Raw genomic sequence first — 25,440 nt, 5'->3', positions numbered from 1 at the left:
TCAAATTAGAGGGTCAATCTTACGTTAAATCCAATGGTGCGTGTGCTTGGCTGCGCGTTAAACTCGAGGCCTTGTGCATTGGAGATCCCCAATACGTTTTGTTCAGGATCAAAATGCGGGAAGTTAGGGGCGTGCATAAAGAGGTTTCTTCCGAACAGGCCAACGTCGATGCTCCCGAACGGCGTTTTGGAAGCGAGGCTCACGGGTACCCTGTAAGAGATATTCGCCTCGCGCACGCGGAACCAGGAGGTATCATACATATAGCCTTCGGCCGCCACGAATTTACCGGAGTTACCCCAGTATTGCTCTGACGTGATCATGGTGGTATTTGGCTGGCCGGCGTTGGGCGTGCCCGGGGCATATACGCCTTCGAACATATAAGGCTTGGCTACTGTACCGTCGGCGTTAAACCTGGCCACTTCGGCGGTTTCTTTTGCAGCGCCGTTCCTGATCACGTCGGCAATGTTCCTCGAGTACATGTCGCCGCCTTTGCGTATGTCCAGCAGTACGTCTAATGAAAGCGACTTATAAGTAAAGGTGTTAGTGATCCCCATGGTCCAGTCCGGGTTAGCGTTTCCAAGAATTTCTACGCCCGAAGTCGCTAACGGCAAACCAGCCGCGGTGAGCAATAACTTGCCGTTTGCGTCGCGTTGCATTTTAGAGCCATAGATCTGGTTGTATTCCTGGCCGGCCACCAAGCGCACGTTTGGTGTAGTGAATCCGCCGAGGGTGATCACCGGAACACCCGGCGCAAGTTCTTGTACGATAGACTTGAACTTGGTGAAGTTGCCTACTGCGTTCCACAGGAAGTCCTTTACCTTAACGGGCGTAATTCCGAGCGAAGCTTCGAAACCTTTGGTAGAAAGGCTGCCGGCATTTTTGGTTACGCTGCCCACGCCGGAGCTGGCAGCCAGGGGTACGTTCAGGATAACCGAGCGGGTTTTCCTGCGGTAAAGCGCCATATCCGCGGTGATGCGGTTATTAAAGAAGCCCAATTCGGTACCAACTTCCCATTCCCGTGTAAATTCAGGGGTGATGGCATTGTTTCCCGCTGTGTTGGAAAGCGTGTAGCCTGCGAGCCCGTTAAACGGAAAAGTGATACCGGTAGTAAAACCGTCGCCGGCGCTTGCAGTGATATAATAGGAGTCTGTAGAATAGGCGGGAGCTCCTTTGCCTACTTCGCCCCAGTTCGCTTTCAATTTAACGAGGTTGATCTTGCCGCTTTCTTTAATTTCCGGGAAAGCTTCTGTTAAAATAAAGCTGGTGGCAAAGGCCGGGTAGAAAATAGAACGGTTTTCTTTGGTTAAGGTAGAGGAGTAATCGTTCCTGGCTTTTACGTTCAGGGTGATAAAGTTCTTATAATCTGCTGCTACGTCGGCGAAGAAGCCGACCAGCCTTACCCTGCTCGAGCCGAAACCGGGATTGTAAGTTAAGGTGTTCTTGATATTGTCAAAGCCTCTTACCACGAGGCCCAGACCGGTTACGTTAGCGTTAGTGCTGTAGTTGTCATAAACTTCGTTGCCCAGGGTAGCGGTAACACCGAAATCCCCGTAACGTTTGTTGCCGGTTACAGTGAAGGTGCTGTTTACGTTCTTCAGGTTCGAATTGCGTTCAACCACGCCGCCGATACCTACCGAGGCCGATCCTGCGTTCCCGCCGCCGCGGTTACCCAATTCGTCGAATCCTTTCACTTTGGTATTATAGTAATCGGTCCCGATCTTGAATTCGGCGTTTAGCCAGTTGTTGAAATCGTATCGCAGGTTAACGTTGCCGAAAACACGGTTGATCTCATCATTATATTTAATGTGTTTGATAGACCAGAGCGGGTTATCTTCAGCGCCAAAATAGGTTTGTACACCTGCTGCGTCTTCAAACGGGGTGCCCATCAGGTCGAAGCTTCTTGGTGTAAAGAACGCCCTGAATACCGGGTTAGCCAGCTGGTTGCCCTGCTGTGTCCTGATAGAAGTATTATTAGTATACGTAAATGCGGTTCCTACTTTCAGTTTACTGTTTAACTGTGTAGAGGCATTTACCGTGAGGTTGTTCCTTTTCAATTTGTTGCCGTCTATCACGTAAGTTTCTGTACCGTTACCATAAGCTACGCGATAGGTCGATTTATCGCTGGCCCCGGAAAAGCTCAGGTTGTTCTGCAGGTTATACCCGGTTTTAAAAAGGTCCTTTACGTTGTCGGGGTACGCCTGGTAAGTGACCGGCTGACCGAGGTAGTTGTTAACGGTCTGTCCTTTCATCTCCGGGCCCCATGAAGTATTTACGGTAGCAGAATAAGCGCCTGCCACACCCTGTCCGTAAGTGTTCTGGTAGTCGGGAAGCTTATTGATATCGATCGCGTTATAGCTGGTAGAGAACTCGATCTTGCTCTTTTGGCCGGCCTTCGCTTTTTTGGTGGTGATCAGGATCACCCCCGAAGCGCCCCGCGAACCGTAAAGCGCGGTTGCAGCGGCACCTTTCAACACGGTGAGGTTTTCGATGTCTTCAGGGTTTACGTCTACGATCCTGTTAGAAACCGAAGCGCCCGATTGCAGCGATGCACCGCCGCCGCTGTTGTCTACCGGGATTCCGTCTACTACATACAGCGGCTGGTTAGAGCCGGTGAACGTAGTAAAACCCCTGATGATCACGCTCGACCCTGTAAAGGCGCCGCCTGATCCTGCCACACGGGCTCCCGGTATCTTAGCGGCCAATGCGTTACTCACATTGGTAACCTTCGCCTGTGTAAGATCTTCCGCGGAAATGGAAGTAGCGCTGTAGCCTAATGTTTTACGGTCGCGCTGTGTACCAAAACCTGTTACTACCACCTCGCTTAGCTGCTTGGCGTCTACTTCCAGGGATACGTTTAAGGTATTGCCGCTTACCCGGACGGTTTGCGCAGTATACCCAATGTAAGAGAACACCAGGAATTGGGCCCCGGCCGGTACCTGGATGGCAAACTGGCCGTTGACGCCTGTTTGCGTACCTGTTTTCGACCCTTTTACCAGGACACTTACGCCCGGCAGGGTCGAACCGTCCGCCTTGTCAGTGACAGTCCCGGTCACGGTCTGGCTTTGCGCCATTAATTGTGCGCAGGTTGCACACATCCATAGCACCATTGCTAATAGTTTTCTTCTCATACGCTAGTTTTTTAAAGTTTAGGGAAATATGGGTTTTTTTTTTAAAAAACGCTATATTTTTGTTACATAAAAAAGTTAACAGGTATTTGTGCAGGAATTAACAATCGGTTTTAATAAGCTTTGGCCGGTGTTCACCTGTGAACAAAAACTGTTCGAAAATGAACAGGCAAGCCTAAATGAGATCGGGTTAAGTTCCTGTTTTACAGTTAAATGCAAAAGTGGCGCTGGATATGATCTCCCGTCCGCGTTATGTTAGCGAACAACCTCAGGCTCACCCTTCGTAACCTGCTGCGAAACAGGTCTCAAAGCTTTATCAACATCACCGGTTGTCTATCGGGATGGCTGCTGCGGTAATGATCCTGTTGTGGGTGCATAATGAACGGAGTTACGACACTTTTCATAGCAACAGCGACCAGCTGTACCGCGTTTCGTACCTGGCCGAATCGGGAAGCGGCAACACTACCTGGGAACGGACGCCTTTCCCCCTGGGTGAAACCGTAAAACGACAGCTGCCAGAGATCGAACAGGCGGCCACCGCGTATTCCAACGACTACAATCCGCCGGTTTTTAAAGTGAACGGCGAGATCTTTAACGGCAAGGGTGTGGCTTTTGTGAACCAGGACTGGCTGAAAGTGTTCCGCTATCAATTCCTGGAGGGAAGTGCCGCTTCCTTTTTCGCGCACCCGCAAAGCCTGGTACTTACCCGTACTGCGGCAGAAAAATATTTTGGCAAAGGGGGAGCTTTAGGCAAGTCGCTCAACATCGATAGCGTGGAGTACCAGGTGCGGGCCATCGTGGCTGATAATCCGCCAAACTCAAGCTTCCGGTTCCAGGTGCTTATCCCGTTTGCCGCGCTTACGCCGGCGGCGGCTGACGATATGCGGGCATGGGGTAACCATAGTTGTCTTACTTTCGTAAAGCTTCGCAAAGACGCATCTGTTCATGCGCTGGAGCGGAAGATCTCGGCCATCGTAAAAATAGAAAAGGATAAGCAGTGGAAATCTAAGTACGTACCTGAATATACCTTGTTGCCCCTTCGGGCGATGCATTTTGAAACCGACGTTTCCAGCGATATGGTAGAGCGCGGCGACGAAAAACGGGTAACGCTCTTTACGGTTTTTGCCGTTCTGCTGGTGATCATCGCCTGCATTAATTATGTGAACCTTGTTACCGCCAAAGCAAGTCTCCGCATAAAAGAGGTGAGCATAAAGAAGATCTCAGGCGCCGGAAGGACCCAGATCTTCGGGCAGTTTGTGATCGAAACAGGGGCACTGAGCCTTATTTCCATGTTGGTAACCGTACTGCTTGTAAACGCCTGCCTGCCATTCTTTAATAACTTTACTGCAAGGGAATTGGAGTTCTCCGTCACCTCGCTAACTACCTGGCTTATTTTGGGCGGTACCTGGCTGGTGATCGTTATCCTTGCGAGCATTTACCCGGCCCTGCTCTTGTCTTCTTTCAGGCCTGTCGATGTATTTCGCGGGCATTCCATATTTTCTATCCGCGATGCAGGGTTGCGCAAAGGCCTGGTGGTGGTGCAGTTTACCGTGTCGGTGGTACTTATCGCGGGCATCGTTATCATGTACCGGCAGCAGCAGTTTATCCGCGAAACCGATGCAAGCTATAACCGTTCGCAGGTGTTTTCGATAAAGCTTCCTACCGGTTTGCTGGTAAAGATGAAACGCGATCCGGGCTCTTTCGAGAGCAGCCAGCGCAGGTTATGGTTTAGAACATTTAAACAGGAGTTGGCAGCGCAGCCGGGGATCGGGGCGGTAACGTTTACCCAGTCGCCGGTACTTAACAACGAGGCGGTGTTCGACGAGGGGCTCCAATGGCAGAACAAACCCGAAGACACGGAAATTCCCGTTACGCTGCAGCATATCCAGCCTGATTATGGTGCGTTCTTTAATATGACGCTGGTATCCGGGCGCTGGCTGCGCGATGAACCATCGGATGAAAACTCTTTTCTTATAAACGAAACCGGGCATCGGCGGCTTGCACTTTATGGCCCCGTGATCGGGAAAAAGATCTCGATCAATAATATCGCAGGGACCGTCGTGGGTGTCGTAAAGGATTTCCACTATACCGATTTTCACCAGGAGATCAAGCCGCTGCTAATGGCGTACAATCCAAACTGGTATGGGATCGCTTATGTAAAAACACGTGCCGGCAATACGCGCGCAGCATTGGCAGCTGCCGAAAAGGTGTTTAAGCAGGCGGTTCCCGCCAAGCCGTTCGAGTACGAGTTTCTCGATGAATCGTTCGATGCCATGTATCGCGCCGAGCAAAAAACGTGGGTGCTGCTGAATGTCTTCACCGGTCTTATCCTGTTCATCTCCTGCCTGGGCATATTCGGGCTTTCGGCACATACCGCCGAGCTGCGTACGCGCGAAATTGGCATCCGTAAGGTGTTGGGCGCTTCGGTAACGGGTATAACTGCGCTGCTCACCAAAGATTTTGTAAAGCTGGTGGTTGTCGCGATCGTTATCGCCTCGCCGGTGGCCTGGTGGATCATGAACAAGTGGCTGCAGGATTTTGCCTACCGCGTGCCTGTCAGCTGGTGGATGTTTGCGCTTGCCGGCGTCGCCGCTTTGACCATTGCCGTGCTTACCGTCAGTTTTCAATCAGTAAAAGCCGCCCGGGGAAACCCGGTAAATTCTTTAAGAAACGAATAATCAGCAACACATGATAAGTACCAACCTAAAGCTCGCCTATCGTAATTTCCTGAATCACAAGCTCTTTACGTTTATCAACATGGTAGGACTGGCCATCGGGATGAGCGCGGCGCTGGTGATCTACCTGATCGTGCACTTCGATTTTTCGTTTGATGACTATCATCCCGGGAGGGAACGGGTATACCGTGTAGTATCGAATTATGTTTTTTCGGGCGAACCAAGCTATAACGGCGGCGTAACGGCCGCATTGGCGGATGCGGCAAAAAAAGAAGTCACCGGCCTTGAGTTGGTGGTCCCGTTCCATTTATACGGGTACGAATCCAAGATCTCGGTTATCGGCGAAAACAAAAAACCGGTCGTGTTTAAAAAACAGGATAATTTTGTGATCGCCGGGAAGGACTATTTTAACCTGCTGAAATATGAGTGGCTGGCAGGATCGCCCGCTGCGCTGGATAAACCCGACCAGGTGGTGCTCACCGCCGAGCGGGTTCAGCTATACTTTCCGCATCTTACGCCTGCCCGGGCGATAGGCCGCGAGGTGACCTACGAAGATACGCTGCGTTTAACGGTTGCGGGAGTGGTGGCGACCCCCGTAAAGAGCTCCGACTTCCAGATGCACGACTTTATTTCGTATCCTACCATCGATGCGCATAGCGGGATTAAGGGAAGCCTGGGCCTCGGTGCCTGGACTAACACCAATAGTTCGTCGCAATTGTTTGTGCGGCTAAAACCGGGTACCAGTCCGGCCGCGGTTACCAGGCAGCTTAATGCGCTCCTTCAAAAAAACAAGCCGAAGAGCGACCACGATAAGTCGGTTACCCAGGCTTTTATGCTGCAGCCGCTTGCCGATATTCATTTTAACAGCCGGTACGCGTCGTTCGAGGAACGTACGGCCAACAAAAGTACCCTGTACGGTTTATTGGGCATCGCCGCATTTTTACTGGTACTTGGCTGTATCAATTTTATTAACCTTACCACGGCCCAGGCCGGGCAACGGGCCAAAGAGATCGGTATCCGTAAAACGATGGGCAGCAGGCGCATACAGCTCATGGCACAGTTCCTGAGCGAAACCTTGCTGTTAACCCTCATGGCTACGCTGCTTGCCATTGCCATTACCCCGCTGGTGATCAGGTTGTTTAAAGATTTTATCCCGAATGGTATAACTGCCGGGCTGGTCGCGCAGCCGGCTGTCCTCCTGTTCCTGGCAGGGCTCACCCTGCTGGTAAGCATGCTGTCGGGTTTTTACCCGGGATTGGTATTATCCGGCTTTAAGCCGATCAGCGTATTGAAAAATAATGTGGGCGTATCGGGCAATTCGCGTAAGTCGTGGTTGCGCAAATCGCTCACAGTCACCCAGTTCGTGATCGCGCAGTTCTTTATCATGCTCACGCTGCTGGTGAGTAAACAGATTTATTACATATTGCACAAGGACCTCGGTTTTAAAAAGGATGCCATCGTGTATTTTGATACGCCCTGGAAAGAGTGGAACAAGCCTGATAAAAAACAGGTGCTGCTTAATACACTGAGAAACAACCCGCTGATAGAACGCGTAAGCATGGGTGGTGCGCCGCCGTCATCCGTAGGGCAAAGCTCGAGCCAGTTTGTGTATTTGGACGGCAAAAAAGAAGTAAGCACCGATGTGCAGATAAAGAAAGGCGACGAGAACTACACAAAGATCTACCAGGTCAGGCTGCTTGCGGGCAAGTTCCTCGGCGCTGCAGATTCAACCGATAAAGTGCTCATTAACGCCACTTATGCGCACGTGCTCGGCTTCCGCGATGTGACCAAAGCCGTAGGGAAATCTTTAAAGTATAATGACAGGCAGAACCTGGTGGTGGGCGTATTTGCCGATTTTCACCAGAAATCTCTCCACACTGAGATCAAGCCCCTGGTTATTTTATACGATAAACAATATGCAGGCACGTTTCACCTGGCGCTCAAGCCAGAAACAGCCGGCAGCGATAACTGGAAACGCGTTATCTCCGAAACGGAAAAAACATTTAAAACCCTCTATCCCGAAGCCGATTTCGAGTATAACTTCGTGGACGACAGTATCGCCAAATTTTACAAAAGCGAACAGGATACCTCCACCTTGCTGAAATGGGCCACCGGCCTTTCTATCTTTATCAGCTGTATGGGATTGCTCGGACTGGCCGTATATACCACCAGCCTGCGTGCCAAAGAGATCGGCGTGCGGAAAGTACTTGGCGCGTCTGTCCGCCAGATCGTGGCCCTGCTTTCCAAAGAGCTCACACTGCTGGTGATACTTGCATCGGTGCTGGTTACGCCCGTGGCGTGGTATGCAATGAACCGCTGGCTGCAGGATTTTACCGAAAGGACTTCTGTAAACTGGTGGATCTTCTTCGCCGCAAGCGGCGGCATGCTGTGTATCGCGCTGATCGTATCGGGCATCGAGACGGTGAGGGCGGCGGTAGCTAATCCTGTAAAATCTCTACGCACCGAATAATGATAAGAACTTATCTGGTACTCGCCTGGCGGAACCTCGTTCGCAACAAAGGGTACGCCTTTATCAACATCTCCGGTTTGGCAGTGGGCCTGATGGCCCTCGTGGTGATCCTGTTATATGTGAACCATGAAACGGGGTATGACCAATGGGATGCACAGCTGGATCGCGTGTACCGCATGGGCGCCGAAGAGGTACGCAACGGCGAACGTGAGAAATTCGGCGGATGGTCGCCGTACCCGCTTGGTACCCAGCTGGCAGCCACCTGCCCGGAAGTAGCCAGGGTGACCCGGATCACCACCATGCCGGAGCAGATCATTGGCGTTAAAAGCAACCGCTTTTACGAAAAAAAGATCATCTCGGCCGATAGCACGTTCTTTGATGTATTCCCTTATTCCTTCGTATATGGGAGCGCGGCCACGGCATTAAAGCAGCCCCGTTCCATTGTGCTGAGCACCGAAGCCAGCAGGAAGCTTTTCGGCGACAGCGACCCGGTAGGCAAAACCCTCGATTTCGTTTACGCCGATACCGCCCTCGCGTATACCGTCAGCGGCGTGTTCGAACGTAAAGGCCCCTCGCATATCGATTTCGACTTTTGCGTATCCTATTTTAACAAGGATCCCGGAAACTGGGCGCGGACCATTTTTACCACTTACTTCCTGCTCAATGAACACGCCTCGCCGGCACAATTCTCGCAAAAAGCCGATCGTCAATACGCCCTGGCTTATTATTTAAGGTGGGAGTCTATGAGCGCCGGCGGCAAGCCGGTTGCCATTCCGTCGGCAAAGGAGCTGGCCCGGTGGATGAAGGAAGAGAAAGTTTCCTCTGCACACCTGTTTTTTGAACCGGTGAGCCAGATCCATATCAAGCCGCAGGCGGTTAACTGGCGCGGCGCGTTTTCTCCCACACCGGTAAATGATTATGCCATGGGAAATCACCTGCCGGTGATGATCTTTTCGGTGGCAGGTATACTGATTCTTATCCTGGCATGTATCAATTACACCAACCTGGCCATTGCGCAGGCAGGAAAACGCGGAAAGGAAACGGGCGTACGCAAAGTGCTGGGATCAGGCCGGTTCCACCTCGTCTGGCAGTTCCTGGCGGAGGCGTTCATGCAATGTTTAGTTGCGCTGGTGATCGCCGTTTTTTTCGCGCGGATCGCATTGGTGTTTTTCAACCGGTCGTTTAACCTGCACCTGGTGATATGGAACCCGGTTAATGCGGCGCAGAACTGGATGATGGTGGCGCAGCTGGCGGCTATTATCGTCATTACCACGTTATTATCAGGCACCTACCCGGCTCTTTTTCTTTCCCGTTACCGCCCGGTGACAGTGCTCAGGGGAGATACCCTTAAAGGCGTAAAAGGCAGGCCGCTGCGGAACGGGCTTATCGTCGCCCAGTTCGTAATTTCCATCGCTTTCATCTCGGGCATGATCATTATCTACCGGCAGGTGAGTTATATGAAAAATAGCGATCCGGGCTTCGATGCCGCGCAGGTTGTGTCGTTAAAAGTAAGGAACAGCAATCTTGTTACCAGCGGCCGGCCCGGCGAGCGGATCCAATACCTCAAAACCAGCTTGCTCAATATCCCCGGCGTACAGCAAGTGGCTATCGCCGATGTTTACCCGGGTGAAGAAACATTTAATTTCCAGGAAGCCGGTTTTGAAGGTGATACCACCCACCTCAGTTTTAACGCCATCGACTTCAATTACTTTAAGATGTTTAATATGAAGCTGGTGGAAGGTCGCGATTTTAACCCGCAGTTAGCGTCAGACTCTATCAATGCTGCCGTACTCAATGAATCGGCCGTTTCCAAAATGAAGCTCAGGCACCCGGTCGGTAAGGTGGTGCGCATACTCGCCAGGGATTACCGCATTATCGGGATACTGAAAGATAACCTGAACGATGGTTACCAGGTTAAAATAAAGCCGAATATTTATGCCATCGGTGCAGAAAAAGGGATGCTTGGCTATGACCGCATCCTGGTAAAAGTGAACGGCCGGAAGGCGGCCGCTTCAATAGGTGCCATAACCAGGTTCTGGCAAACGGTAGAGCCCGCATTCCCGCTCCGGTACGACTGGGTAGACGAAAGTTTCCGCAAGCTTATGCAAAAACATGAGAAACTCGGTAAGCTCTCCATGGCATTTACTATGGTGTCGCTGCTTATCGCCATGATGGGCATATTCGCGCTTACCGCTTTTACCGCCGAACAGCGCAAAAAAGAGATCGGGATACGCAAGGTATTCGGTGCCTCAGTTTCGGCCATCGTGGCGTTGTTGTCCAGGGATTTCTTGAAACTGGTCATTATCGCCATGTTTATCGCGTTTCCGGTGGCGTGGTGGATCATGGATGCGTGGTTGCAGGACTTCGCCTACCGCATCGCCGTAAGCTGGTGGATGTTCGGCCTCGCCGGGTCGGTCTCGCTGGTCATCGCCTTTGGTACCGTAAGCTTCCAGGCTTTAAAAGCGGGAATGGTAAAACCGGTTGAGTCGCTCAGGAATGAATAGTACCGTAATTAATAATTCATTATGATTCGAAATTATCTGAAAACAGCCGTCAGGTCGCTGCTTAAAAGCAAATTTTATGCGGGGATCAATCTCGCGGGCCTTTCTGTCGGGCTCGCGGTGGGCATGCTGATCCTATTGTGGGTACAGGATGAATTGAGCTTTGACGGTTTTCACCGCCAGGCATCGGACATTTACAAGCTGGAGAACAGGGTAGGCACCGGCGCCAGCATCCAGATCTGGCAAAATACCGTGGCGCCTATCGGCGTGCTGGCAAAGAAAGAACTGCCGGAAGTAAAGGACGTGGTACGTCTCGCCCCCGGCGGAATGACCATGCTGACCCGCTACAAAGAAAAACAGTTTAACGAAACGAAGGTAACTTTTACCGATCCCTCGCTGTTTTCGGTGTTCGATTTTAAACTTATTAAGGGCAATATGGCGAAACCGTTTGCTGATGATCATTCCCTGGTGCTTACCAAAACCACCGCAAATCGTTATTTCGGCGGGGAGCAGCCCATTGGCAAAGTGATCGTAAGCGACAGCGTTAATTATACGGTAACCGGAGTGATCGCCGATTTTCCCGATAACTCGAGTATCCGCGCCGATATTTTTATGCCGATGACGCTGCTCGGGAAAAATATCTATGCAGGCAGTTCGCCCGGGAAGTCGATGATGAACGATTTTAACCAATTCAGTTACCTTACGTTCCTGCTGCTGCAGCCGGCCACTGCAACCGATCGGCTGGCTACCCGGCTGCGCGATATCCACCTGCGCCATAAAGCGGACGACACCGATATCCTGTACCTGCTTCAGCCGGTTTCGGCTATGCACCTTTACCGGTCTGACGGGACCAACAGCGGCATAGAGACCGTGCGGATGTTTGGCATCATCGCCCTGCTGGTGCTGGTGATCGGTTGTATCAACTATGTGAACCTGTCTACCGCCAGGGCCATGCTCCGGTCAAAAGAAGTAAGCCTCCGCAAGATTGCCGGTGCCGCCCGTATCCACCTGTTCCTGCAGTTTATCATTGAAACGGCAATGCTGTTCATGGTAGCGGCTGCACTCGCCCTGGCCTTGATGTATGTGCTAATGCCGGCATTTAATGCGCTTTCGGGCAAGAACCTGCACATCGACCTTGCGAACTACCACATCTGGCTGGTCATACTGGGTACCATTGCAGGCACGCTGATCGCCTCCAGTATTTACCCGGCGATTTTGCTGTCAGCGTTCGAACCTATTAACGCGTTAAAAGGAAAGATATCGGCCAATATGGGCGATACATCGTTCAGAAAAATACTGGTGGTGGTGCAGTTCTCGTTCTCCATCGTGCTGATATCGGGCACGTTCATTATCAGTAAGCAGATGGATTTTATCCGCTCAAAAGCGCTTGGATATGATAAGGACCATGTGCTGTCGTTCCGGATGCGGCAGATAGGTCCGCATTACGACGCCGTAAAGAACGAGCTCCTCAGCGTCCCGGGAGTAACCGCTGTAACCCGGGCCAGTGGCAATATCGTCAGGCTCGAGGGGCAAACGGGCAATAACTCGTGGGACGGAAAGCAGCCCGGGCAAACCATGATGGTGCGGCCTATGGACATCGACAAAGACTTTATCTCTTTCTTTAAGATGACGCTTGTACAGGGACGCGGCTTTACCGGCGCTGTGGCAGACACCGCACACTTCATCCTTAACGAGACGGCTGCCAGGGACGCGCAAATTAAGGATCCCATAGGAAAGCGGTTTACCCTTCGCGGAATAGAAGGGACGATTATTGGCATAGTAAAAGATTTTCATTTTGCTTCCATGAAAAATAAGATCGAGCCCTTAGTGCTGTCGTACACAGATAGGGATCCCGGTCAGTTGTATGTCAAAACCACGGGCGATCATGCCCCTGCGGTGATCGCTGCCGCAGCGCGGATATGGAAAACCTATAACGACGGTTACGAATTTAACTACGCTTTTCTCGACGAAACTTTCGATGCACTTTACCGGTCAGAACAGCGCACCGGCACCCTTTTTAATATTTTCGCCGGTATCGCCATCCTGATCTCCTGCCTCGGCCTGTTTGGCCTGGCCGCATTTACCGCACAGCTGCGCATCCGCGAAATTGGGATCCGCAAAGTTATCGGTGCCAGCGTGTCCGGGATCGTGACGCTGCTGGCAAAAGATTTCGTGAAGCTGGTGTTTATTGCATTTATCATCGCCGCGCCGGTCTCCTGGTACGTGATGAACAGTTGGCTGCAGGATTTTGCCTATAAAATTAAGCCTGGCTTTGTTACGCTTTTGTCTTCGGGTCTGATCGCCATCGTTATCGCCATACTTACCATCAGTTACCAGTCTGTGAAGGCGGCGCTGGCAAATCCCGTAAATACCCTGAGGAACGAATAAATAACTGATTAAAAAAGAGAACCCATGTTAACTACCAACCTTAAACTTGCAGCACGTAACCTTTTTAAAAACAAGGTGTACTCTACCATTAACCTGTTAGGACTAACCATCGGTATGGCGGCCTGCCTGTTGGTAGCCACGGTGGTGCTCGATGACCTTTCATATGACCACCAATGGACCAGGGCCGATAACCTTTACCGGATCATCAGCATAAACCGCGATAACAAAAACGTGGAAGAGCGATCGTCGCGTCCTTTCCTGGGGATCAGCGGAGAGTTGAAGCGTAATTTCCCGGAGGTGACGGATTTCTGCGGCATCTCCGCCAACGAGAACAGGTTAAAGTTTGCCGAAGAGGGGCAGGGAGTGAAGGTAAAAAGCCTTTCCACGTATCCTTCCGTTTGGAATATGCTCGATTTTACGGTGGTAAAGGGCAATCCGAAAACACTGGTGACCGGCATGCCGAACCTGGTACTCACGGAAAAGATCAGCAAACAGTATTTTGGGGAGGCAGACCCGACGGGGAAAACCATCACCTCCCTCCCGGGATATGGTAAACCGAAAACCTACGTGATCACCGGGGTTATTAAAGACATTCCGGCCAATACGCACTTGCGCGCAGACGTGATGGTGGTACGCGAGGCAAAACACGAGGAGCTTTATAAAGAGGAATACGGCTCTTTTTCGCCGCAATACGTGCTGTTAAAACCGGGTACCGACATCCCGGGATTTACCGCTAAAGTGAACAAATGGTACAACCGCTTCACCGGCGGCAAGGCCAAGTATTCCTATGCATTCCAGCCGATAAAGGAGGTATATCTTCAATCGGATTTCGATGAAGGACAAGAAATAAAGGGCAACCTCAGGAACGTGTATGTTTTTTCCGGCGTCGCCGTTCTCCTGATCCTTATCGCCTGTATTAATTTCGTAAATCTTACCACTGCAAGGGCATTACGCCGTGTAAAGGAAGCTGGAATGCGCAAATTGCTCGGTGCCGAAAAACGGGTGCTGGTGATGCAGTTCCTGGTTGAATCGCTGTTGTTCTTTGTACTGTCGTTCTCTATGGCGCTGGTGTTTTACGGGATCTTTCTCCGCCCGGTAGAAGTATTTCTTGGTCACCCGCTCACCGTCAGTCTTGCCGGAAGCGCCGGTTTGTTCGCAGTTACCTGCGGCTCGGTGCTGCTGGTGAGCCTTCTTACGGGCATTTACCCGGCGCTGCTCATTTCGGCCGCGAAGCCGGTAAGCATCCTCAAAGGAAAACTATCGGTAAAAACGGATACCGGTTTCCTGCGGAAGGGACTGGTGGTTAGCCAGTTCGCAATTTCCATGCTCGTGCTGGTGGCTACCTGCGTGATCCAGTTCCAGTTACATTATATGGGTACCAAGGACCTCGGATTCGACCGCAACGACCTGCTCACCATCAAGTGGACGGAGTTAGGCACACAAGGCCAGGCATTTAAACAGGAGGTGCTCAAACTGAACGGCGCATTAAATGCAAGCATCACTAACTGGTACCCGTCTGGCGGCGCAGGCAGCATGTCTACGGAGATCGATGATCCCCGGCAGAAGGGAAATAAGATCCGCGTAAATTATATCAATGGCGATGTAGACCTGCCGGCTACCCTAAAGCTGCAGCTGGCCGATGGCAGGTTGTTCGACCGCGCCCGCCCCACAGATGCCCTGAATGCCGATTCGCTGCAGCGAAAAGAGTGGACAGAATTTGAAGAGGCCGGTAAAACGCAACCCGCCCTGGTTACCGCCTACACGGCCAGGTTACTGGGAATTAACAAGATGAATGAGCCTGTTCCCGGTTTACGGGGCATTCCCATTGGTGTGGTGAAGGACTTTCACAACGAATCGCTCCATCATTCGCTGATGCCTTGCCTTATCCAGGCGCACCGCGATCAGCAATATGGTAACCTGCTGGTACGTGTGCGTCCGGGTACCCATGCGCAGGTGCTGAAGGGAATTAACCGGCTGTGGGCCAAATTCTACCCGGAAAAGACCATCGAATATAATTGGGTAAGCGACCAGCTCGACGAGCAGTACCGCGCCGAAAGCAAACTGGAACAACTATTTACCTTCTTTAGCCTGCTGGTACTCTTCCTGGCCTGCCTGGGGCTCTTCGGCCTGGCCGCCTTTACAGCCGAACAGCGTGTGAAAGAGATCGGTATCCGCAAAACACTTGGCGCCACCGTATTGCAGGTGACGGGCTTGCTTTCCGGCGATTTCCTTAAATTGGTCGTCCTGGCCATCGTTATCGCCTCGCCGGTAGGCTGGTACCTTATGAATCTCTGGCTGCAGGATTTCGCTTACCGCATCGAGCTGCAATGGTGGATGTTCGGGCTGGCGGGTTTTATCGCACTGCTGATCTCGTTGTTTACGGTAAGCTTCCAGTCCGTTAAAGCGGCACTGGCCAACCCGGTGGACGCGCTTCGCACAGAATAATATCACATAACATGTTCAAAACCAATCTTACCCTTGCTTTTCGAAACCTTTTAAAGCACAAGCTGTATTCCGTGCTTAATATTGCTGGTCTTTCTGTCGGCCTGGCTTTCTTCTTTCTTGTTGGCGGCCATATCTGGAACGAGTTGCAGGTGAATGCTTCGCTGACCGACAGCGATCGCCAGTACATTATCCAAAGCAGGTGGAAGGCGCCTGATATGGGCATTGAAATGACCTCCATCGGGCCGCTGGCCAAAAGCCTGGCGACAGATTACCCGAACCTGGTGGAAGGCTTTTATCGTTTTGACGGCATCATGTCTACGGTATCCTCCGGCGAAAAACACTTCCGGGAAGGATTGCAGATCGGCGATAGCACGCTGCTGTCGCTATATGGTTTCCCGCTGCTCCACGGAAGTGCCGGAAATGCGTTTAACGAACCGTTTTCTGTAGTGATCACGGCGGAACGCGCGGAGAAGTATTTCGGCAAAACAGATGTGGTGGGGCAGCACCTTACCATCGAAAGTTTTTCGGGTACCCGGCACGATTTTAAGATTACAGGTGTGCTTGCCAAATCCGGCGAAAATTCAGTAACTCACCTGAATGAAGGCAACGACAACCAGTTTTATCTTTCGCAGCGCGATGCGGCATTTTTCGGACGGGACCTCGACCAATGGAACAATCCGTACATCGTTACTTTTATCAAGCTGAAACGGGGCGTGCAGCCCGCCGATTTGAGGAAGCCCGTGGCTCAATTACTTAAACGGCATGCACCCGGGGCCATTGCGGCTAATCTTACGCCTTATTTGCTCCCTTTAAAACAGTACTACCTGGACGCCAACCAGGGTGCGGTCCGTAAAATGCTGATAGTACTGGCATGTACGGCCCTGTTCATTCTCGCCATGGCGGTCGTCAATTTCGTGAATATCGCCGTCAGCCGCTCGTCTTCGCGGATGCGGGAGATCGGTGTACGCAAAGTAGCCGGGGGACTTAAAAGCGAGCTCATCCTGCAGTTCCTCACGGAAGCTACCGTGCTCGTGTTTTTCTCCACGCTGCTGTCTGTGGCCTGGTACAAGCTGGCAGCGCCGTTTTTTAGCGGGATGATCGGCAGTGCCCTTCCCGCGCTTACGGCGTACCCGGTGTATTTCCTGTTCATACCGCTGGTGATCACGCTGGTAGTGGGGGTGACGGCCGGGTTTTATCCCGCATTTATCCTCGCATCGTTTAAGGCCGCAGATGCGATCAAGGGGAAATTAAAAACGCCCGGCGAAAGCATGGTTATGCGAAAGATGCTCGTGGGATTCCAGTTCTTTACCGCAGCCGTGGTGCTTACCGGGGCGTTCGTGATCTCGCGGCAGGTCGCTTATTTCTTCGGCGCAGACCTGGGATATAATAAGGATTACGTGGTATCGCTCCCGGTACCGCGCGATTGGTCGGCAAAAGGCGTAGCCCGTATGCTGAACATCCGCGATGAATTCGAACGGATGCCGCAAGTACAGTCTGCTACACTCACCTACGTAGTTCCCGACGGGAAAGCGGGCTCCACCGTGCAGGCCTATGGAAACGGGCTCGACAGTACACGGTCCGTCTCCGCGGAGTCGCTGACTACCGACGAGCATTTTGCGTCCGTTTACCAGCTTCGGTTAAGCGCCGGCCGATTCTTCGGAACGATAGCCGATTCTACGCAAGTGGTGATCAACGAATCGCATGCACGCGCCCTGGGGTGGCGGCGGCCGGCAGAAGCAGTCGGGCAGCGGTTAAAAATAGCAGGGCTGCCCACCTCGTTAAATATTATTGGCGTAGTAAAGGATTTCCACTTCGGCTCTATGCACGACGCGGTAAAGCCGCTGGTATTTAGTCACGTAAAATCCTTGACTATTTATCGCTATTTATCATTCAAGATGCGCCCGGGCAATGTTGCGAAGTCCATGCAGCTCCTGCAGCAAAGGTGGTCGCGCGCGCTGCCCGGCGCCGCGTTCGATTACAGCTTTATGGACGATTCCCTGCAAAAACTCTATCGTGCGGAGATCCGTTTGCAGCGTGCGTCGCAGCTGGCTACCGCGCTGTCCCTGCTCATCGTGTTGCTGGGCATTGCCGGGTTGGTTTCGCTCGGCATCCAGAAACGCACGCGCGAGATCGGTATCCGGAGGGTGTTAGGCTCCTCCGTATCGGGTATCACCTCGCTCTTCCTGAAGGATTTTCTGCCGGTTGCGCTGTTGTCTGCCATCGTTGCCTGTCCTTTTGCCTGGTACCTTGCACAGCGATGGCTTAATGATTATGCCTACCGCATCACGCTCACTGTCTTTCCTTTTGCAGGTTGTATCGTGGTACTGGTCTTCCTTACCGTGATATTGATTGGCATCCAGACTTCCCGGATCGCGCGGGCAAACCCCGCGCATTCTTTGCGAACAGAGTAGTAAACGTTGGATGTACCGCCCAGCGCCCAGATATTCTTATAAGTTGAGAACCTCATATTAACCCGTATCCTGTAACACGTCCAACCAAAAGTTCTGTTATGCTAAAAAGCTACTTCAAAATCGCCCTGCGCAACCTCTGGAAACACAAGCTGTTTTCCTTTATAAATATTTTCGGGCTGGCCGCCGGAATGGCAGTATCACTGCTGGCGCTGATAGACCTTAAATCGGCTTATGACTATGATCTTTTTCATCCGTACCCGGAACAAACTTACCGCATTATTACCGACCTGGAGTTGAAAGAGGGCAAGGAAAGCGCCTGGGCCAGCACGCCGATACAGGTAGGAAATATGTTACGGAAGTACAGTTTTACGAAAGAATGTGTACAGGTTTTTCCTGCCCGGATGGAGTTGTCGACGGAGACCGACATGCTTCCGCAGGAATTAAGCTATGTAGACCCCGACTTCTTCCGTGTTTTTGGCTTCCGGCTGCAAAGAGGCAGCTTTTCCGGCGATCCTTACACCATCGTGATCGACCAGGCGACCGCTACCCGTTTTTTTGGAAAAAAAGATCCCATCGGCAAAACGTTAAAAAGAAAAACCGGGAATGCATTTACCGTTACCGGTATCCTGGCGAAGCCTGCCGGCAAAACGCATTTCGATTGTAAAGCTTTCGCGGCCGCTTCTACGCTGCGGGAGATCAGGGGCGAACGCAAACCGGATTCGACCTGGAGTGAGGCTGCCTGTTTTACCTATGTGAGGCTTAAAGACGGCATCTCCCGGGCGGCGCTGGATAAGGTGCTGCCGGCTATCGGCACCCTGGCGACGAAAGAAATGTCGGCTTCCGTCATCCGATCGATGGGCTTTCGCGCGCAGCAGCTTGCGGCAATCAGCCCGGATAGGGAAGGGCTGCTCGTCATCGCCGGGCACCAGGTAGACATGTCGGTTATCCTGGTCCAGATCGGGGTGGGCCTGGTAACACTCCTGCTGGCCGGGTTCAATTATGTAAACCTCACCCTCGCACGTTCGCTTACCCGTGCGCGCGAAGTGGGCGTCCGCAAGGTGATCGGTGCACGCAAATGGCATTTATGGGCGCAGTTCGTGGTGGAGTCGATGATCTTGTCGGCTTTTGCCCTCCTGCTTTCTATCGGCATGCTGCAGCCCTTGCAGTCGCTCAACGTGGTGAAAAAAATTGTCGACGGCGTACAGTGGGACGCTAAGCTCTGGATCATCCTGGTTTCCTTCACACTCGTAGCCGGGTTGCTGGCAGGCCTGGTGCCGGCAAGGCTGCTGGCCTCATTCAGCCCGGTAATGGCATTGAAGGGACAAAACAAACCCCTGGTATTTAAAGGGCTTACGCTGCGCAAGGTACTGGTGGTGTCACAGTTCGCCATTTCCCTTACGGGGATCATTTTTATGCTGGTAATGTACCGCCAGATGAATTTTATGGGAACAGGCCAGTATGGTTTTACAAAAAGCAATATTCTGAACATCGGCCTGGATGATAAAGATGCACGTATCGTAACGGCCGAAGTGCTTAAACAACCAGGGATAGAACAGGTAACGGCCAGCTCGGGTTTAATGGCGCTTTCGCATCCCGCGGAGATAACCGCGCAAACGGCTGATAAACAGGTGGCGGCCAAGGTCTGTGTGCAAGCCGCCGATGCGAATTTCGTGCCGGTGTTCGGGCTGACGCTGCTGGCTGGCGACAACCTGCCCGCTTCCGCATCCGACTCGGCGGGTACGGCCGTACTGCTCAACGAAAGGGCTATTGCCGCGCTGCATTTACGTAACCCCGCGGAAGCGATCGGTCAGCTGGTGTGGCTCAGCGACTCGGTATCGGCCCGGGTATCCGGTGTGGTAAAAGATTTTCATTTTATGAGCATGAAATATGGGATCGATCCGCTCATGATCCGCTACCAGCCAAAGAGCTTCCGGCTCCTGCAGGTTAAAGTGTCGGCCTCGGCGGCGCCGGAGCAGGTAGTCGCGGGTGTTTCTCAACGCCTCGCTGGCATTATCAAGCCTTCGCAACAGGAGATCCGCTGGTACGAACAGGAGCTGTACGATCATCATTTCCATGCCGAAGACCAGCTCTTTATAGGCGTGTTTACCGGTATGGTGCTCTCTATCGCCTGCCTCGGCCTGCTTGGCATGGTCACCTATACTTCCGAGGTGCGGACCAAGGAGGTCGGCATCCGTAAAGTGATGGGTGCCACCGTTAGCCAGGTAGTGTTCCTGCTCTCCCGCGATTTTATATGGCTGCTCTGCTTTGCCGCGCTCATCGCCTTCCCGGCAGGGATTACCTTCGGCATGATGTTTCTCCGCAATTATGCATACCATGCCTCGATCGGCGTATTCACCGTGCTCTCGGGATTCGTGGTATTGTTCGTCATCGGCGGCCTTACCATCGGCTGGCAAACCTTCCGCACGGCGGCATCGAACCCGGTGAGATCGTTGAGAAATGAGTAACGTCAGACAAAAAATATCCGCCCGCATGCAACGTGCCGAAAATCGTCACGTCTCTTTATTTGAAAGCTAGAAATTTGGAAGCTGTTTATGTCGATCAGCACTACAACCTGGTGGTTGAGTGCAAACAGGGAAGCCGGAAAGCGCATTATGAGTTGTACAAGCTTTATTCAAAAGCGATGTTCAATATCGCCATGCGCATCGTGAACCATGAAGGGGAGGCTGCCGATGTGCTCCAGGATGCTTTCGTTGACGCTTTTGCGCGTATTGGCGATTTCAGGCAGGAAACCACGTTCGGTCTCTGGATGAAACAGATCGTGGTAAATAAGTCGATCAGCCACCTGCGAAAGCGGAAAATGGAACTGATCCCGATCGACGATACCGACGTGGAGGACCTTCCCGACGACGACCGGTACGACGACGCAGAGATCCAATACCAGGTGCAGCAGGTTAAACGCGGGATCCAGCTGCTCCCGGAAGGATACCGGGTGGTACTCTCCCTGTACCTGCTGGAAGGGTATGATCACGAGGAGATCGCACACATCCTTAAGATCAGCGAAAATACGTCGCGCACCCAGTTTATGCGTGCAAAACGGAAGCTGATGGAACAGCTGAAGATGCAGGGAGTGAAGTATAATTGAGATAAGCTATCAGCGGTCAGCTTTTTGCGGAGGCATAAGAGACGGAAGCCGGGATCAGGGTCTAAACATAAGCAAGGGATAAAAGCCGATAGCTGTTAACTAAAGAAATGAACAATGAGCGAGAAGTTTGAAAAATTTATCAGGAGCAACCGCCGGGAATTCGATGAGTGTGAGCCCCCGGTAGGATTGTGGGAGCGGATTGAGCAGCAGCTGGACAAGAAACAGCAGGTAAAGAAAGCCAGGATGGTAAGACTGAGCTTCGTGGTGCGTGTCGCCGCCGCGCTGTTGGTAGTGCTTACCGCAGGTGTGCTGTTCCTGAAGCATGGGAATAACAGCATCGATATCAGTTCGGTGAGCCCCGAAATGGGCAAGCTGCAGGTACAATATGCCTCGATGATAGAAGATAAACAGCAAGAACTGAAGCGGATCGAAAAGGAAGATCCCCAATTATACAGGGAATTTGCATCCGAGATCGCCAAAATGGATACGAACTACCAAAAGCTTCAAAACGATTTGGCCACCAGCCCTAACCGGGAAGAAACTGTGAAAGCGATGATCCGGAACTTGCAAACACAGATCGATGTGCTGAATCAACAATTAACCATCATACAACAGATCAACCAGATCAAAAAAGGACAAACACATGAAACACAGAGTATATAAAATCTTCCTGCTGGCCGTAGTGCTCGGCCTGGGAACCGTTACCACTTTTGCACAGGAACCTGTGCCGCCGGCTAGGCCGGCGGAAGCACCGAAGTCACCGATCGCGGGGTCGCGTACCTCCATTTACCAAACCCCCGAGGTGAAAGCCCTGAGAGACCAGCAAACGGAGCTGCAGAAACAATTGCGCGAAGTAAACAAGAAGATCTCGGCAGAAATTAGCCGGGCCGCAGCAGAGCGTAACAAGGCTTACCAGGAGAGGGTGAAGCTTTACCGCGACAGCACCGCAAAGCTCCGCCTCAACCAGGCCTATACGACACATACCCAGCTGTTGGATCTTGACAACCGGTTAGCTGCCGTGAACGGGCGGATCAACGCCGCTACCACAAGACTTAACCACAGCTTCGACTTCGACAGCGCCTTCGATTCCAAGAACTTTAAGGGAGTAGAAAAAAGCAAAACAGTGAGCAAATCGTATTCACTATCGGCAAACGACAGGCTGTCTATTAACAATCAATACGGTAAAGTGACCATCAACACCTGGGCAAAAAACGAGGTGAAGGTCGATATCGAGATCAAAGCCTATCACAGTACCGAAGAAGAAGCGAAAGAGCTCCTGGATGGCGTAACCATCGACGACGGTAAGGCAGGAAACCTCGTAACCTTTAAAACAAACATCGAGCGCAAAAAAACCCAGGACAAAGACAATTGGTGGGGAATAAAAAGCAGCAATGGCGTAGTGGAACGTCGTGGTGTGCAGGTAAACTACGTAGTTTATATGCCGGCAAAAAGCGGCCTGGATATCACCAACAAATATGGTTCCGTTGAGCTGCCTGATTTCGACGGGCAGGTGACCGCGAATATCTCCTATGGTCCGCTTAAGGCGGGAAGGCTGACTAACAATGCCAACAATATCAAGGTGAGCTATTCGGCGGCAACCGTGTCGAGCCTCGAGTCAGGAAACTTTACCATCCAGTACGGCAAAGCAAATATCGAGCTGGCTAACAACGCGAACCTTAACCTCGACTATGCCTCGGGAAGCCGCATCGGTAAGCTAACGAACGGCGCCGACCTGAACCTGAAGTACAGCGGCGGGCTGAAGATCGACCAGATCGATCCCAAGGGAAAAAACCTGGTGATCAACAGCTCGTTCTCTCCCATGTCGCTCAACCTGGGGGATAATAATGTGAGCTTCGACGTAACCGTGATCTATGCGGGGTTTAACTATGCTGATAATAAGGTGAACATCATCAGTAAAGACCCGGCAGACGGCGCCAAGGGCCGGAGCTTTACCCAAAATTATAAAGGACAGTATGGAGGCAAAGGCTCAGACTCCAAGGTGACGATCAAATCTACTTACGGCTCAGTGCAGTTTTTATAACAGCGCTCTCAACCGTTCTTCATATATCGTGTAATTTTAATTGATTTTAAAAGACCTTCCTTAACGGGAAGGTTTTTTAGTTTGTGAACAGCTGTGTTCCTTCGGCGGGCTCAGGATGACAAACCATCATGATGGGTTCCTCCATATGATTTTGCCCAAGGAAATAACATGCCAGATAACGGTTGACGTTCCTCACGTACCTTAGGCAGGCCCCTGTCCGACATCCGATCAGGGAGATAAATTAAGTATCTCCTTTTTAGTTTATGACCCTAATTTTGATATTTTTGCCCAAACACCTGACATATGGAATGGCTGAGCACACCCGAAGCATGGATCTCTTTACTTACACTTACGGTGCTCGAGATCGTACTTGGTATAGATAATATCATCTTCATTTCTATCCTCGCGGGAAAGCTTCCGTCAAGCCAGCAAAAAAAGGCACGTCAGTTAGGTCTCGGTCTTGCCATGATTACGCGTGTATTGCTGCTCCTGTCGCTCACCTGGATCATGACGCTTACCGCCCCGCTGTTTAATATAGGCAGTTGGATAGGCATTACCGAAGGCGACTGGCATGAAAAACTGGCCATCTCCGGTCGTGACCTTATCCTGCTGGTCGGTGGGTTGTTCCTCATTTATAAAAGTACGCACGAGATCCACGAGAAGCTGGAGGGCGATGAGCATACCGATACGGGCAAAAAAGCGATGTCGTTTACCGGAACCATCGTCCAGATCCTGCTGCTGGATATCGTGTTTTCGCTCGATTCTGTGATCACTGCCGTGGGCATGGCCGAACACATCGAGATCATGATCGCGGCCGTAGTCATCGCGGTGGGCATCATGATGGTTTCTGCAGGCGGTATCAGCAACTTCGTGAATAATCACCCCACTGTGAAGATGCTGGCGCTCTCGTTCCTGCTCCTCATCGGTGTTTCCCTCCTGGCCGAAGCCCTCGAACAACACATCCCGAAAGGATATATCTACTTCGCCATGGCGTTCTCCGTACTGGTGGAAATGCTGAACCTCAAAATGAAATCGAAGACCGGGAAACCGGTGAAGTTAAAGAAGGAGCAGCCCCCCAAACCTTAACTTACCCTGCACAACAACCCCTTCAAATATTCCCCTTCCGGGAAGGAAGCCCTCACCGGGTGATCCCCCGGTTGCGAAAATTGCTGGATAAACTGAACTTCTTTTCCCGCATCCAGCGCCGCCCAGGCGAGGATCTGTTTGAATGTGCCGATGTCAACCGCTCCGGAGCATGAAAATGTAGCCAATAAGCCTCCGTGGTTTAACAACTTCATGGCTTGCCGGTTCAGGTCTTTATAGGCACGGGACGCCTTATCCAGCGAAGACCTTGAAGGGGCATATTTTGGCGGATCGAGTACGATCAGGTCGAATTTATCTTCGTCTTCGCGGAATTTTCGGAGTTGCTTGTTTACATCCGATTGGAAATCGTCATGCGGCAGATGGTCGAGGTTATTGAGTGCGATATTTTTCCTCAATGTTTCAATCGCCAGCGCCGAGCTGTCCACGCTGGTTACCGAGGCGGCGCCGTTCCTGAGGGCGTTTAGCGTAAATCCGCCGGAGTAGCAGAAACAATCCAGCACCCGTTTCCCTTTCGCGTGGGCGGCCACCAGCATCCGGTTGTCGCGCTGATCGCAATAGAAACCTGATTTCTGGCCATCGGCGATGTTTACCCCGTAAGCGATGCCGTTTTCTTTTACGGTCACAAATTCGGGCGGCTCAACGCCGGAGAGCGTCCCGTACGACACTTCCAGGCCTTCATGCGACCTCGAGGAGGCGTCGCTTCGGTCAAAGATCCCGGCCGGCTTAAGCAATTGCTGCAGCTCGTCAAGCACCACCGGCCTTACCCTCTCTATCCCGGAAGTGAGGATTTGTACGGAAATAAAATCGGCATATTTATCGGCGATCAACCCCGGCAGGTAATCCGCCTCACTGAAGATAAGACGGTAAGTATCGGTATCACCATCGTTCAGCAGCGCGCTGCGTCCCGCAATAGCCTGTTTGATGCGGTTGCGCCACCAGTTTTCGTCGATCGTGGCTTCGGGCATCCATTCCAGTAAACGCACGGCAACCCGCGATTGACCGTTAAACATGCCATAGGCCAGGAATTCTCCCTGCGTATCTGTTACGGTGACAATATCGCCATTAGCAGGCTTTCCTTTAATAGATGCTATCGCGCCCGAAAACACCCACGGATGAAGCTGCATGACCGCCTTTTCTTTTCCCTTTTTTAACCTGATGGTGAACATTTCGCAAAGGT

General features: G+C 51.9%; 13 protein-coding genes. 11 read left to right on the top strand and 2 right to left on the bottom strand.

Annotation, left to right across the window (positions count from 1 at the left end; genetic code table 11):
* Positions 1–5: 5 nt before the first annotated feature.
* Positions 6–3,128 (bottom strand): SusC/RagA family TonB-linked outer membrane protein, encoded by a 3,123-nt coding sequence (locus GS398_RS01630; protein ID WP_160904999.1) that lies wholly within the window; start codon positions 3,126–3,128, stop codon positions 6–8.
* Between the two features lie 338 nt (positions 3,129–3,466).
* Between GS398_RS01630 and GS398_RS01625 the strand changes: the two genes are divergently transcribed.
* From GS398_RS01625 to GS398_RS01575, 11 genes are all read left to right on the top strand, one after another.
* Entirely contained in the window at positions 3,467–5,803 is a 2,337-nt protein-coding gene (locus GS398_RS01625) for an ABC transporter permease (RefSeq protein WP_160904998.1), read from the top strand.
* A 10-nt stretch (positions 5,804–5,813) separates the two neighbouring features.
* The gene (locus tag GS398_RS01620) at positions 5,814–8,270 is read left to right on the top strand and encodes an ABC transporter permease (RefSeq protein WP_160904997.1); all 2,457 of its coding nucleotides are present in this window, start codon (positions 5,814–5,816) and stop codon (positions 8,268–8,270) included.
* Positions 8,270–10,774, top strand: coding sequence for an ABC transporter permease (locus GS398_RS01615; protein ID WP_160904996.1), 2,505 nt, complete (start codon positions 8,270–8,272; stop codon positions 10,772–10,774). The genes GS398_RS01620 and GS398_RS01615 overlap by 1 nt, the downstream gene beginning before the upstream one ends.
* 21 nt (positions 10,775–10,795) lie before the next feature.
* Entirely contained in the window at positions 10,796–13,159 is a 2,364-nt protein-coding gene (locus GS398_RS01610; RefSeq protein ID WP_160904995.1) for an ABC transporter permease, read from the top strand.
* 24 nt (positions 13,160–13,183) lie between these two features.
* Positions 13,184–15,604, top strand: coding sequence for an ABC transporter permease (locus tag GS398_RS01605; protein WP_160904994.1), 2,421 nt, complete (start codon positions 13,184–13,186; stop codon positions 15,602–15,604).
* Positions 15,605–15,615: 11 nt separating this feature from the next.
* Positions 15,616–18,015, top strand: coding sequence for an ABC transporter permease (locus tag GS398_RS01600; protein WP_160904993.1), 2,400 nt, complete (start codon positions 15,616–15,618; stop codon positions 18,013–18,015).
* A 98-nt stretch (positions 18,016–18,113) separates the two neighbouring features.
* Positions 18,114–20,480: an ABC transporter permease gene (locus tag GS398_RS01595; protein ID WP_160904992.1), complete on the top strand. Its 2,367-nt coding sequence runs from the start codon at positions 18,114–18,116 to the stop codon at positions 20,478–20,480.
* 74 nt (positions 20,481–20,554) lie between these two features.
* Positions 20,555–21,118 carry an RNA polymerase sigma factor gene (locus GS398_RS01590; RefSeq protein WP_160905941.1) on the top strand — a complete coding sequence of 188 codons (564 nt, stop codon included), beginning with the start codon at positions 20,555–20,557 and terminating at the stop codon, positions 21,116–21,118.
* A gap of 114 nt (positions 21,119–21,232) precedes the next feature.
* Positions 21,233–21,781 (top strand): hypothetical protein, encoded by a 549-nt coding sequence (locus GS398_RS01585; RefSeq protein ID WP_160904991.1) that lies wholly within the window; start codon positions 21,233–21,235, stop codon positions 21,779–21,781.
* A complete protein-coding gene (locus GS398_RS01580; RefSeq protein WP_160904990.1) occupies positions 21,762–23,159 on the top strand; it encodes a hypothetical protein in 1,398 nt (465 codons plus the stop codon). Before GS398_RS01585 ends, GS398_RS01580 begins: the two co-directional genes overlap by 20 nt.
* A gap of 303 nt (positions 23,160–23,462) precedes the next feature.
* Complete coding sequence (locus GS398_RS01575; protein WP_160904989.1) at positions 23,463–24,245, top strand: TerC family protein; 783 nt, start codon at positions 23,463–23,465, stop codon at positions 24,243–24,245.
* On the opposite strand, the gene GS398_RS01570 is transcribed toward GS398_RS01575, so the two are convergent.
* Positions 24,242–25,429 (bottom strand): class I SAM-dependent rRNA methyltransferase, encoded by a 1,188-nt coding sequence (locus GS398_RS01570; protein WP_160904988.1) that lies wholly within the window; start codon positions 25,427–25,429, stop codon positions 24,242–24,244. The two genes, GS398_RS01575 and GS398_RS01570, sit on opposite strands and share 4 nt — an antisense overlap.
* Positions 25,430–25,440 lie beyond the last annotated feature (11 nt).

Origin of the sequence: Hufsiella ginkgonis, assembly GCF_009834915.1 — a bacterium.
GTDB lineage: Bacteria > Bacteroidota > Bacteroidia > Sphingobacteriales > Sphingobacteriaceae > Hufsiella > Hufsiella ginkgonis.
This window is presented reverse-complemented; position numbering and strand designations above follow the sequence as displayed.